11 protein-coding genes are annotated in these 13,016 nt (G+C 61.7%); 6 read left to right on the top strand and 5 right to left on the bottom strand.

Annotation, left to right across the window (positions count from 1 at the left end):
- Positions 1 to 43 precede the first annotated feature (43 nt).
- The gene (locus tag N554_RS0121655; protein WP_029585389.1) at positions 44 to 1,240 is read left to right on the top strand and encodes an acetyl-CoA C-acyltransferase; all 1,197 of its coding nucleotides are present in this window, start codon (positions 44 to 46) and stop codon (positions 1,238 to 1,240) included.
- A 60-nt stretch (positions 1,241 to 1,300) separates the two neighbouring features.
- Positions 1,301 to 2,584 carry an MFS transporter gene (locus N554_RS0121660; RefSeq protein WP_029585390.1) on the top strand — a complete coding sequence of 428 codons (1,284 nt, stop codon included), beginning with the start codon at positions 1,301 to 1,303 and terminating at the stop codon, positions 2,582 to 2,584.
- A 112-nt stretch (positions 2,585 to 2,696) separates the two neighbouring features.
- Here N554_RS0121660 and N554_RS0121665 read toward each other — a convergent pair whose 3' ends face one another.
- Together N554_RS0121665 and N554_RS0121670 are read right to left on the bottom strand one after the other, a co-directional pair.
- On the bottom strand, positions 2,697 to 4,256 hold the full coding sequence (locus N554_RS0121665) for an acyl-CoA carboxylase subunit beta (RefSeq protein ID WP_029585391.1): 1,560 nt from the start codon (positions 4,254 to 4,256) through the stop codon (positions 2,697 to 2,699).
- Positions 4,186 to 5,178: an IclR family transcriptional regulator gene (locus N554_RS0121670; protein WP_029585392.1), complete on the bottom strand. Its 993-nt coding sequence runs from the start codon at positions 5,176 to 5,178 to the stop codon at positions 4,186 to 4,188. Before N554_RS0121670 ends, N554_RS0121665 begins: the two co-directional genes overlap by 71 nt.
- A 189-nt stretch (positions 5,179 to 5,367) precedes the next feature.
- Between N554_RS0121670 and N554_RS0121675 the strand changes: the two genes are divergently transcribed.
- The 3 genes from N554_RS0121675 (at position 5,368) to N554_RS0121685 (ending at position 9,060) form a co-directional block, all read left to right on the top strand.
- Positions 5,368 to 5,589, top strand: coding sequence for an acyl-CoA carboxylase biotin carboxyl carrier protein subunit (locus N554_RS0121675; protein ID WP_029585393.1), 222 nt, complete (start codon positions 5,368 to 5,370; stop codon positions 5,587 to 5,589).
- Between the two features lie 138 nt (positions 5,590 to 5,727).
- Positions 5,728 to 6,894, top strand: coding sequence for a TAXI family TRAP transporter solute-binding subunit (locus tag N554_RS0121680; RefSeq protein ID WP_029585394.1), 1,167 nt, complete (start codon positions 5,728 to 5,730; stop codon positions 6,892 to 6,894).
- Positions 6,895 to 6,981: 87 nt separating this feature from the next.
- A complete protein-coding gene (locus N554_RS0121685) occupies positions 6,982 to 9,060 on the top strand; it encodes a TRAP transporter permease (protein ID WP_029585395.1) in 2,079 nt (692 codons plus the stop codon).
- Between the two features lie 118 nt (positions 9,061 to 9,178).
- On the opposite strand, the gene N554_RS0121690 is transcribed toward N554_RS0121685, so the two are convergent.
- Complete coding sequence (locus tag N554_RS0121690) at positions 9,179 to 9,703, bottom strand: carboxymuconolactone decarboxylase family protein (RefSeq protein ID WP_029585396.1); 525 nt, start codon at positions 9,701 to 9,703, stop codon at positions 9,179 to 9,181.
- 172 nt (positions 9,704 to 9,875) lie between these two features.
- Between N554_RS0121690 and N554_RS41510 the strand changes: the two genes are divergently transcribed.
- Positions 9,876 to 10,136 (top strand): hypothetical protein, encoded by a 261-nt coding sequence (locus tag N554_RS41510; protein WP_156042032.1) that lies wholly within the window; start codon positions 9,876 to 9,878, stop codon positions 10,134 to 10,136.
- 43 nt (positions 10,137 to 10,179) lie between these two features.
- Here N554_RS41510 and N554_RS0121700 read toward each other — a convergent pair whose 3' ends face one another.
- Positions 10,180 to 11,346: an acyl-CoA dehydrogenase family protein gene (locus N554_RS0121700; protein ID WP_029585397.1), complete on the bottom strand. Its 1,167-nt coding sequence runs from the start codon at positions 11,344 to 11,346 to the stop codon at positions 10,180 to 10,182.
- Between the two features lie 5 nt (positions 11,347 to 11,351).
- Positions 11,352 to 12,563 carry a CaiB/BaiF CoA transferase family protein gene (locus N554_RS0121705; protein WP_029585398.1) on the bottom strand — a complete coding sequence of 404 codons (1,212 nt, stop codon included), beginning with the start codon at positions 12,561 to 12,563 and terminating at the stop codon, positions 11,352 to 11,354.
- Positions 12,564 to 13,016: the final 453 nt, after the last annotated feature.

A 13,016-nucleotide genomic window follows, 5' to 3' on the forward strand; every position in this document is an offset into this window, starting at 1 on the left:
GATACCGCTCTCGCGAAGCGCGAGAAATTGAGGAGCACCCGATATGGCCACAGCTTCCGATCCCGTCGTCATCGTTTCCGCCGCCCGCACGCCGCTTGGCCGGTTTATGGGCGATCTTTCCTCTTTCAGCGCGCATACGCTCGGTTCCCATGTGATCGGGGCCGCCGTCGAGCGGGCAACATTGTCGCCCGACCGCATCGATGAAGTGTTCATGGGTTGCGTGCTGCCGGCCGGACAGGGCCAAGCTCCGGCACGCCAGGCCGCTCGCGGCGCCAGGCTGCCGGACGCGACCGGGGCGACGACCGTCAACAAGGTCTGCGGCTCCGGCATGAAGGCCACCATGCTGGCGCATGACATCATCAACGCCGGCTCGGCGGAGATCGTGGTCTCCGGCGGCATGGAGAGCATGACCAATGCGCCCTATTTGCTGGCGAAGGCGCGCAACGGGTATCGCGCCGGCCATGACCGCATCATCGACCACATGTTCATGGACGGCCTCGAAGACGCCTATGAGACCGGCCGCTCGATGGGCGATTTCGGCGAGGCCACCGCGGAGGCCTATCAGTTCACCCGCGCCGCTCAGGACGCATACGCCATGGAAACCCTGACGCGGGCGCGTAAGGCGGTGGAAGGCGGCGCGTTCATAGCCGAAATCGTGCCGCTCACGGTTACGGAAAAGGCCGGTCCGCGCACGATCGGCAATGACGAGCATCCGCTGAAGGTCGATCCCGCCAAAATTCCAGGATTGAAGCCGGCGTTCCGTGCCAACGGCACCATTACGCCCGCCGCCTCTTCGGCAAATGCCGACGGCGCCGCGGCGCTGATTCTCACCAAGCGATCGCTCGCCGAGCGTGACGGCCTTCCGACGCTTGCCGAGATCAAGGGCCACGCCACCCACAGCCAGGAGCCGCAGTGGTTCACGACCGCGCCGATCCCGGCGATCCGCAAGTTGCTCGACAAGGTCGGCTGGAGCGTCGGTGATGTCGATCTGTTCGAGATCAACGAGGCGTTCGCCGTGGTGGCGATGGCGGCGCAGCGCGACTTGGGTATTCCCCGCGACAAGCTGAACATCAACGGCGGCGCCTGCGCGCTCGGCCACCCCATCGGCGCCACCGGCGCACGCTTGATCGTGACGCTGCTGCACGCTCTCGAAGCGCACAATCTGAAGCGCGGCGTCGCAGCGCTGTGCATCGGCGGCGGTGAAGCTACTGCTATCGCGGTAGAACGCATCGTCCACTAGCGCCAAACTGGTTTGGTCGTCGCACCTCATCATCGTCCGGAATTCCGGACAGGAAGACCCATGATCTCCAATTGGCTGTCAGCCGCCCTCGCCCGCCGCAACATCCACTACGGCTGGGTGATGGTCGGCGTGACGTTCCTGACGACGCTGATCACTGCCGGCACCGTCGGCGCGCCCGGCGTGTTCATCGTGCCGCTGCAACACGAGTTCGGCTGGACCACCGCGGAGATTTCCTCGGCGCTGTCGATCCGCTTCATCCTGTTCGGGCTGATGGCGCCGTTCGCAGCCGCGCTGCTTAACCGTTTCGGCCTGCGCAACGTAACGCTGTCGGCATTGCTGATCGTTGTGTCGGCCCTTGTGGCCTCGTTGGCGATGACAAAGCTCTGGCAATTGATGTTGCTGTGGGGCGTGGTGATCGGCATCGGCACGGGCATGACCGCGCTGGTGCTCGGCGCGACCATCGCCGCGCGCTGGTTCGCAGCGCGGCGCGGCCTCGTGGTTGGAATTCTCACCGCGAGCGTGGCGACGGGGCAGTTGGTGTTCCTGCCGCTGCTCGCCGGCCTCACCGAACGGATGGGCTGGCGGGTCGCGCTGGGGCTGGTGTGCGTCATGCTCGGGATCGCGGCTTTCGCGGTATTTATGACCATGCGTGATCGGCCGGGCGATGTCGGGCTGCGGCCGTTCGGCGACGAGGGCACGCAGCCATTGCCGGCGCCACCGCCCAATACCGCGCCGATCATGGCAGCGGCGCTCGGCGCGCTGCGCGATGCCGCGAAGTCCCGCGTGTTCTGGATCCTGTTCGCCACGTTCTTCATCTGCGGCGCCAGCACCAATGGGTTGATCCAGGTGCATCTGATTCCGATGTGTCTCGATTTCGGGATTCCGCAGGTCCAGGCCGCCAGCCTGCTCGCGGCGATGGGCATATTCGATTTCGTCGGTACCATCGTGTCGGGCTGGCTGTCGGACCGCTACGACAATCGCTGGCTGCTGTTCTGGTATTACGGCCTGCGCGGCCTGTCGCTGCTGTTCCTGCCGTTCACCGATTTCTCGTTCTACGGCCTGTCGCTGTTTGCGATGTTCTATGGCCTCGACTGGATCGCGACGGTGCCGCCGACGGTGCGGCTTACCGCGCAGCGGTTCGGGCCGGAGCGCGCCAATCTGGTGTTCGGCTGGATCTTCGCCGGCCACCAATTGGGCGCCGGCATCGCGGCGTTCGGCGCAGGCCTGTCGCGGACGATGCTCGCGACCTATTTGCCGGCATTCTTCGTCGCCGGCGCGCTATGTGTGGTCGCCGCGTTGATCACGCTGGCAATCTCACGGCACCCAAAGCCGGTAGCAGCGTAGAGACCGGCTTTCATTGTCCTGATGAGGAGGCGCGAAGCGCCGTCTCAAGGGATGGCAACACGCTGGACCTCATGGTTTGAGACGCGCAACATGCGCTCCATGGGGACAACAATTACGGCCTGATGGTCATGCTGGTCGCAGGCCCAGGCGTACGGAGCGGCTCGGCGAGCCGCGCGAATTCGCACAACAGCGAACGCGTCTTGCGCGGATCGATGATCTCCTCGACCCAGAATTTTTCAGCCGACCGGAGCGGCGAGCGCAGCTTGTTGAGACGATCCTCGATCTCTTTCAGCTTGGCTTTCGGATCGTCTGCGGCCTCGATGTCGGCGCGATAGGCCGCTTCAATGCCGCCTTCCAGCGGCAGCGAGCCCCAATAGGCCGATGGCCAGGCATAGCGCAGCGAGAACCGGTCCGCCGGTTGATGCACTACGCCGGCGACGCCAAAGGAATTGCGCACGATGATGGTGCACCAGGGAACGGTGGTCTGGTTGACGGCGGCCATGGCCCGCACGCCGTGACGAATGGTTGCGGCCTTCTCGGCCTCGAGCCCGATCATGAAGCCCGGACAATCCATCAGGTAGACCACCGGAAGATGGAAGGTTTCGGCGAGATCGACGAACCGCACTACCTTTTGGCACGCTTCCGCCGTCCACGACCCGCCGTAGTGAAAGGGATCGCTGGCGAGCAGCAGCACCGCGCGGCCTTCCAGCCGGGCGAATCCGGTGATGATCGGGCGGCCAAAATTGCTGGTCATTTCAAAGAACGAACCCTTGTCGACGACGGCGTCGATGATGGGGCGCATCTTGTAGACCTGGCGGCGGTTGCGCGGCACCGCCTGCATCAGCGATTCCTCCGCACGCTCCGGATCGTCGTCGCAGGGAAGCGTCGGCGGCAATTCATAGACTGAAGACGGCAGATAGGAGAGGAAGCGCTTGGCCCGAGCAAAGGCCTCCTCCTCGGTATCAACGGCATCATCGACGCCGCCCGCGCGGGTCTGGATCTCGGCGCCGCCAAGCTGGTGCTTGCTGAGATCCTGGCCGAGCCGCTTCACGACCGGCGGACCCGCGACGAACATCGCCGAGTTCTTGGTCATGACCGAATAATGGCTGGCCGCGAGCCTCGCCGCGCCCAAACCCGCAACCGAGCCGAGGCCCAATCCGACCACCGGCACGCGGGCCATGTTCGCCGTCGTGTACCAGTACCAGCGGGTACCGCCGATGCCGCCGGGCAGATTGGCGGCGCCCTTGGTTTCGATTGTTTTTACCGAGCCGCCGCCGCCGGAGCCTTCGATCAGCCGGATGATCGGCAGGCGGAAGTCGTGCGCCATCTCCTCGGCCATCAGCGGCTTGGCAGAGATCGAGGCATCCGCGGAGCCGCCGCGCACGGTGAAATCGTCGCCGACCACGACCACGGTGCGGCCATCGATCTTGCCGCGGCCGAACACACAATTCGCCGGCGTCAGATTGATCAGCTTGCCGGTCTCGTCGTATTCGCCCGTGCCGGAAATCGCGCCGATCTCGTGGAAGCTCTTTTGATCGACCAGCTTGTCGATGCGCTCGCGAACGGTGAGCCGGCCCTGGTCGCGTTGCCGCTGGACCTTGTCAACGCCTCCCATCTCGCGCGCGAACGCTTCGCGCCGGGCGAGGTCGTCGAGTTCCAGCTTCCAGTTCATTCGCATCCTCCGTCCTGATTTTATTATTATGGGCTGGCGCCGGATTATTATCAGTTGGTACTGGAAGCGCTTTCCTCTCCAGCCGGTTGTTGAACAGATCTCCGTCGGCGCCCTCAAGCAGGCTGCCGATCACGGCAGCCAATTCCACAAGTCGCGGTGCGACCTCCTTGTGCAACCGCTTCTCATCATACATCGCGGATAGAAGACCGATCGTGACTACCACGAAGGTTTGATATTGCGGCGACCACAGGGGCACGGCGAGACCGTTGATATGCGGGCTCCATAGGCCGCAGGCGACGACATAGCCGTGTTCGCGCAGCAAGCGGCGGTTGTTTTCAAGACGCGGCCGCAGCAGTTTGGCGCTTTCCGGAATTTCACGTTCCATTTCCGCCAACAGGGCGTCGCCAACCTCGGCATCGAGCGCGGCCGTATAGGCATGGCCCGCGGCCGTGCTGGCCATGGCGATGCGGCTGCCGGTGCTTTCGTACAGACCGAGCGCGTTAGCGGCGCGGGCAAATTCGAGATAAACGAGGTGGAAGCGATCGGGAATCACGAACCCGACGGTCCCCGGCAATTGTTCGGCGACATCCTGCAGCCGCATCCGGATCAGATTGCGAAGCTGCAGCCCGCGCATCATCGAGGTGCTCATCGCCACCGCGCTCGGGCCGATACGGTATTTCTGGTCGCGCGGCAGATACACGAGCTGGCCCATCCGGGTCAGCGTATGCGTCAGGCGCGATACCGTGGATCGCGGCAGGCCGCAGCGATTGGAAATTTCCAGGTTGCCGAGCCGCGCCTCATGGCCTTCGAAGCAGCGCAACACGTCAAAGGCGCGCGACACCACCTGAATAACGTCGCCCTCCCCTGCAAGATCGCTGGCGAGCATTCCCTGCTTACTGAGCCGCTCCGAGCGTCGTCCCATGGTGGCCCGCCGTTCATTCCGTCACACGGAATAAAATTCCACTTGCAGAACAAGCTACCTCAGGCAATCTGTGGCCACAACTGGTGTCCCGAAGAGATCTGAACCGACCCCATTGGCCGAGGGCCGCCCGCCCCTCATGATGCGCGTAGTCAGATCGCTATGCGCACGGCGGCTGTCCCGGAGAACCAAATGCCAGACATCAAGATTGTAACCGAGGTGGCCGGGCGCGTTTGCGCGCTTCCCATTGAAGTGGGCGGAAGCGTCGGCGACGGCGATGACGTTGCATTCGTCGAAGCCATGAAAATGGAAATCCCGGTGGCTTCGCCTGCCGCGGGCAAGCTCAAATCCATTCTCGTCAGCCTCGACGATGTGGTTGCCGAAGGACAGGTACTGGCGATCGTCGAAACTTAATCGTCGACGACGTTGATATAGACTTTTGTCCGATACCGTTCCGCGACAAACCGCGCGGACGTTGCCATTGCCATCAGGCGATGACATGATCAGCCAAGAAAAACAGTTTTTGCACAGCGAAACATTTGGAGGGGAAACATGATCCATCGGCTGGTGGCGTTCGCGCCTGTCATTTTCGCAAGCATCTCGTTGTTGACGCCGCCCGCGGCTCAGGCCGAAGACGTCAAGCTGCCGCCGACCATGACGTTTACGGCCTACGACACCGGCACCGCCGGATTCAATATAGCCGTCGCCGTCGGCAAGATGATGAAGGATAAATACAGCACCGATGTGCGGGTGCTGCCCGCGGGCAACGACGTCGCGCGGCTCGCACCGCTGCGCGCCGGCCGGGCGATGTCATCGGCGATGGGCTCCGGCACCTATTTTGCGCAGGAGGGCGTGTTCGAATTCGGCACCAGAGAATGGGGACCTCAGGCGTTGCAACTGGTGCTGTCGACGGTTGATTGCAACGCCGGTTCGCTTGGCGTCGCACGCGACACCGGCGTGACCGAAATCAAGCATCTCAAAGGCAAGCGCGTCGGATTCGTTGTCGGCTCGCCAGCCCTGAATCAGAATGCCCTGGCGATTTTGGCGTTCGGCGATCTCAAGCAAAGCGACGTCAAGGCCATCGAATTTTCCAGTTACGGCGCAATGTGGAAGGGTCTGCTCAACAACGACGTCGATGCCGCCTTCGCAACCACGATCACCGGCCCGGCGAAGGAAGCCGAGACCTCGCCGCGCGGGCTGATCTGGCCCCCGCTCCCCCACAACGACAAAGCCGGATGGGACCGCGTTCAGAAAGTCGGGTCATTCTTTTTCAGGCATGTCGCCACCTGCGGCGCCGGCATCTCCAAGGAAAAGCCGATCGAACTCGGAAACTATCCATACCCGATCTTTGTGGTCTACGGATCGCAGCCGGCCGATCAGGTCTACGCCGTGACCAAGGCGATGATAACAGGCTACGACGCCTACAAAGATGGCGCGCCGGGCGCCGGCGGGCTTGCTGCCGACCGGCAGACAAAAAAATGGGTGGTGCCGGTGCATCCGGGCGCGGTGAAGGCGCTGAAGGAAGCCGGCCAATGGAATGACGACCAGGAGGCGCACAACAATGCGCTGTTCAAGCGTCAGTCCGTTTTGGCTGCGGCATGGGCCGATTACGGCAAATCCAATCCGCCTTCCGATGACAAGGAATTTCTTGCCGGCTGGCTGAAAGCCCGCGCCGCCGCGCTTGGCAAGGCCAACATGCCGAACGGCTTCGAGGAATAGACTTGTCTAAAAAATAGCCTTTCTGAAGAATAGCCTTGGCTCCAACGCCAGCGCGCCAAACGTCTGAATCATCTGACGGGATAACTCATGTCGTCTGCTTCATCGTCCGCCGATTCAGAATTGCCGACGGTGAAACGCGTCGAGTTCGACGATCCGCACGCCGGTGTCGGCGGCCTCCAAGAGGCCGAAGTCACGCGCGTGCGGACGTTGCGCGGCAACTGGCGCTGGGCGCTGATTTTCGCTACCGCCTTAACGATCCTGCTATGCATCAATCAGCAATTCTCGCTGCGGTTTTTTATCGGATACACCCAGCTCAATACTGAATATTTTTACCTGCTTATCGCGCTGATGCTGCCGTTCACGTTTCTGATCTTTCCGAATTCGGAACGATCTCCGCTCGAGCGCATCCCCTGGTACGACATCGTGTTGTTCATCCTGACCTTCGGCTCCGCGATCGTCCTGATGCGCAGCGTCCGCAAGGCTGCGGAAGCCGGCTGGGAGTTCGGCGGTGCCCCGACCACGGTCATTGCGGCCGGACTCGTGATGTGGGCCGTGCTGATGGAGGCGTTGCGCCGAACCGGCGGCTGGAGCCTTCTGCTGAGCGTTTTGCCGTTCACGGTCTATCCGCTATTTGCAGACGCCAAATGGCTCGGCCCATTTCGCGGCACGCAATCGACCATCGAGCAGGCGACATCGTATCACGTGCTCTCAGGCGAAAGCCTGCTCGGCATTCCGATCCAGGCGTTCGCCGACACCGTGATCGGCTTTCTGGTGTTCGGCACCGCGCTGATGATGACCGGTGCCGGCAAGTTCTTCATCAATCTTTCATTCGCGTTGTGCGGCACGTTTCGCGGCGGCGCCGCCAAAGTCTGCATCTTCGCGAGCGGCCTGCTCGGCATGATGTCCGGTTCCATCATTTCCAACGTGCTGACCGCCGGGACGATGACGATCCCCGTGATGAAGAAGAGCGGCTTCCGCGCCTCTTATGCGGCGGCGATCGAGGCTTGCGCGTCGACCGGTGCTGTATTGGCGCCGCCGGTGATGGGTGCGACTGCATTCGTGATCGCTCAATTTCTCAATGTCAGCTACGCCGAAGTCGCGGTGGCCGCGATCATTCCGGCGATCCTGTATTATATCGGCCTGTTCATGCAGGTGGATTCCTATGCAGCCCGTCATGGCCTCAAGGGCATTCCGCGATCCGAATTGCCGAAGGTCATGGATACCATCAAGGATGGTTGGTATTACATCTTCGTCATCGCGCTTTTGATCGTCATGCTCTTGCATTTCAAGCGCGAGAGCCACGCGCCGTTCTATGCAACCGCGCTGCTTCTGGTTCTGAACCAGCTGTTCTCCAGGGAGACCCGCTGGTCGTTTAAGACCATCAGCAAATTTCTTGAGGTCAATGGCCGCACCTTTGTCGAGCTGGTCGGGATTCTCGCGGGCTGCGGTCTCCTGATCGGCGCCTTCTCGATGACCGGCGTGGTCTCGAGCCTCGCCAACGATCTGCTGCGAATTGCCGGCGACAACGCATTCCTGCTGCTCGGGATGTGCGCGTTCACGAGCCTCGTGCTCGGCCTCGGGCTGACGACGACAGCCTGTTACATTTTCCTTGCCATTCTGGTGGCGCCGGCGCTGGAAAAGGTCGGCCTCAACCGCATGGCCGTGCACATGTTCATCTTCTATTGGGGCATGCTGTCGTCGATCACGCCGCCGGTGGCGATCGCCTCATTCGCCGCCGCCGGAATCGCCGGCTCGCCGGCCATGAAGACGGGGTGGGAATCGATGTGGGTCGGCAGCATCATCTATTTCATTCCCTTCTTCTTCGTGCTGAACCCGGCGCTGGTGCTGCAAGGCGACAGCCCCTATTTTGCCGGGCTAGGCCTGATGGCGTTGGCCGCGTTCGGCACCTTGTTCATCTGTGGCGGCATACAAGGCTATCAGGCCTTTGTGGGCGACCTTCGTGGTACCGGCGTCCTGGAATGGCCGCTGCGGGTGCTGCTGATCATAGGCGGCCTCGTGATTGCAACGCCCGGCGGTGGCATCATGCCGATCTCGCAATTGCAGATTACCAGTCTCGGTCTCGCCATTCTCGCGCCGACCATTTTGACCGCGCTCCTGCTGACTAGACGAAAACTGACAAGCCTGTCGGCACGACCGGCGCCCTAATTCGGCTGGCTCCATGACCGGAGCGATTCTTTCTCCGGCACGCTTCGAGGCCGCTACGCCTCGACAACACTGACCGTCCATGCAAACGGCTCGACGGCGAATTAGCGCAGCCGGCCGTTCAGACCACTTCCGTCACCGGCTGCATATCGATGCCAAAGGTTTCCAAAAACTTCGACGTCATGATGTAGAAGCCGACGGAGAGCTGCAGTTCGATCAGCGCCGGCGGGGTCAGTTTTGCCGCAATGACATTGAACGTCGCGTCGGCTGGACGGCGCAGCTTGACGATTTCGTCGGTGAAAGCGAGTGCCGCGCGTTGCAACTCGTTAAAGCAGGTTGCGGATTTCCAATCCTCCAGTGCGTCGTTTTGCTCGTCAGTGACCCCTACCCCTTTGCCGATGCGCTTGTGCGCAACCACTTCATACGGCGCCTCGCACAGAATTCCCGTGCGCGTGATTGCCAGTTCACGCACGACCGGATCGAGCTCCCCCTTGTGGCGGATCGCGCGGCCGAGCCGGCAGTACTGTTCAAAATAGCTCGGCGAATGGGCCATCATTCTAAAAATATTGGCGTTGCGGTTCTTATCCAGGATTTCGCGGGTGCGTTCGCTTGCGTGGGTGGGATCGCAATAGTCTATGCGGGCCATGGCTCACCTTGGGTTGTCGAGGCCGGTCGTTTTTTTGTCGAACACTATCCGGCTGAAAACGCCGGAGCAACTGCTTGCGCTGCCTTGCAAAAATCGGTCGACGGCAAGCGAGCAAGTTCGGCTGAACGTGGCGAGATCGACGGTGTGCAAATCTCGTCACGCAGGAGTCAAAATGCCGCCGCATTACTGTTTGACCTTTGCACTGTCGGTATTCGCTGATTGGGGACTTGAGCAAAGCGAATACTCGTCGTGGGTGTTCCGAGTAAAACTGACCTTCGTCGGCGCGTTTTCGCGCTGCGTTGAGTTACGCCCGAGTCTAGGGGGGAACGGCATGAAGGAAGCCACCAAGAGGGCGGCCTCGGAAGCGCTTGCGCAAACGCTGGCGGTGACGGCAATGCTCGTCATCGCCAGCTTTATCTTTTATTGGCGATGAAAGTCTCCTCCAGGATCTCTACTTTCATTATCTAGAAAAATCCTCAATACGATTTCGGCAATCCCAAAACCTTCTCAGCAATAAAACTGAGGATGAGCTGCGGGCTGATCGGGGCGATGCGCGGGATCAGGGATTCGCGCAAATAGCGCTCGACATGAAACTCCTTGGCGTAGCCGAAGCCGCCGTGGGTCATCACCGCCTGCTCGCAGGCCTGAAAGCCGGCTTCTGCCGCGAGATATTTCGCGGCGTTGGCCGCGGGGCCGCATGGCAGGCCCTGATCGTATTGCCAGCCTGCCGAGAGCGTCATCAGCCATGCCGCCTCGAGTTCCATCCAGTTCTTCGCAAGCGGATGCTGAATCGCCTGGTTCTTGCCGATCGGACGATTGAACACGTTGCGCTCCTTCGCGTACGCCGCAGCGCGCGACAGCGCCACTTTTCCGAGCCCAACCGCTTCGGCAGCGATCAGGATGCGTTCGGGGTTCATGCCGTGCAGGATGTATTCGAAACCGCGGCCTTCTTCGCCGAGACGATCTTCGACGGGAATTTCAAAATTCTCAAAGAACAATTCGTTGGAGTCGACGGGTTTGCGGCCCATCTTCTCGATTTCATGAACGGCGATGCGGCGGCGATCGAAATCGGTGTAAAACAGGCTGAGGCCGTGCGTTGCGCTCTTCACCTCTTCCAGCGGCGTAGTGCGCGCCAGCAGCAAGATCTTTTCGGCGACCTGCGCGGTGGAAATCCAGACCTTCTGGCCATTGACGACGTATTTGTCGCCGGTTCGAACCGCGCGGGTTTTCAGTTGCGTGGTGTTGAGGCCGGTGTTCGGCTCGGTGACAGCAAAGCAGGACTTCTCGGTCCCGGCGACGATCGGCGGCAGCATCCGCCTGCACTGCTCTTCATTGCCGAACACGACCACAGGATTGAGCCCGAACACATTCATATGCACGGCAGAGGCGCCGGACATGCCGGCGCCGGATTCCGCGATGGTCCGCATCATGATCGCCGCATCGACGATGCCCAGACCTGAGCCGCCATAGGCCTCGGGAATGCAGATGCCGAGCCAGCCGGCTTCCGCTAAGGCCTTGTGGAAATCGGCGGGAAAACCGCCCTCTTTGTCCTTCTTCAACCAATAGGCATCGTCGAACCGCGCGCAGATTTTTCCGACGGCCTCGCGGATTGATTCCTGGTTGGCTGTGAGAGCAAAATCCATGCGGCTCAATCCCCTCGAGTGTCGGGTGACGATCTGGTGACGCCGTCGCGCACCAGTGCTGCAATCTCGTCGGCGGAAAACCCGGCTTCGCGCAATATTTCCGCACCATGCTCGTTAAGGCGCGGCGCCAGCCGCATCGGCTCAATTGCGGTCTCCGACCAGCTGGCGGACACCTTCATGTTGCGGATCGGGCCCTCGGTCGGGTGATTGACGACAGGAAAGAAACTCGTCGCGACGAGATGCGGATCCTGCAAAATGCTCTCGAGATCGTGCATCGGCATGACCGGCACGTCCGCCTTGTCGAGCAGCTCGGTCCATTCGGCGGTGGTTCGTGTTTCGAAGATGCGCGCCAATTCCGCATAGACGGCATCGATATTGACGGCACGGCCGGCGAAGGTCGCAAATCTTGGATCGCGACGCAGATCGTCGCGGCCGGTGGCTTTGAAGAAGTTCTCCCATTGCTTGTCGTTGTAAACAATGACGCAGATATAGCCGTCAGAGGTTTTATAGGGCCGCCGGTCGCGCGAAAGGTGCCGCGCATAGCCGCCCTTGTCCAGCGGCGGCTCGTAAGTGAGACCGCCCATGTGATCGCCCATCACGAAACCCGCCATGGTCTCGAACATCGGAATATCGACGCGCTGCCCGCGCCCGGTGCGGTCGCGATGCACGAGGCTGGCGCAGATTGCACCCACAGCCGTCAGTCCGACGATGCGGTCGACCAGCGCATTCGGGACGTAGCGCGGCACGCCGTCGCTGGTCTGCGCCATCAGCGCGGGCAGCGCGGTGGCGCCCTGGATCAGGTCGTCATAGGCGGGCTTGGCGGCATAAGGCCCGTCCTGGCCGAAGCCGAACACGCCGGCATAGATCAGGCGCGGATTGATCTTCGAGACCACATCATAGCCGAGTTGCAGCCGCGCCATCGCCTGCGGCCGGACGTTGTAAACCAGCACGTCTGCCGAAGCGATCAGCCGCAACACGGCGTCACGTCCGGCGGGCTTTTTCAGGTCGAGGCAGATACTGCGTTTGCTGCGGTTGGTGTTGAGGAACACCGGGCCCATGCCGGGATGCCGGGTCGGGCCGATCAACCGCGTCACGTCACCATCGAGCGATTCAACCTTGATCACGTCGGCGCCGTAGTCGCCGAGCATCTGGGTGGCATAGGGCCCCATCAGCACGGTCGTCATGTCGATGACCTTGACGCCCTCCAGGGGTCCCATGATTTGTTTGCTCCCGGTACGCGGGCTCTCGGCCACGCTATTCGTGAAACCTAGTAACGGCAGGGCGTTGCGAAGATCAAGGGTTCCCGGCGTATGGGTGTATGCGTGTTGCACGTCGTCCCGGCGAACGCCGGGACCCATATGTGGACGGCCCCCGTGCCACAAGAGTTCTTCAGGGTCTGATCGGATCGCTTGCATCCATATGTCCGGCCTGTTGATGCGGTGTGTTTTAGACCGCTGGCCAAGATGGTTTCCGCGACGCGAGCTCCAAACAGCCTCACGACCTTTCTTCGGCCAATGGGTCCCACGGACTGTCTCGCACCTCGGATCGATCGATCCTACCATCTGCTCCCCTCTTGCAGCTCCGGCTCAACCGGTGTGGCGAACGCCGACCGGCCGATCTCTCAAGCGGCGACTGCCGATGCGTCAAGCATCCGCGCGCCATCGTAACTT

Source organism: Bradyrhizobium sp. URHD0069 (assembly GCF_000701345.1).
In the GTDB taxonomy this organism is placed as follows: domain Bacteria; phylum Pseudomonadota; class Alphaproteobacteria; order Rhizobiales; family Xanthobacteraceae; genus Bradyrhizobium.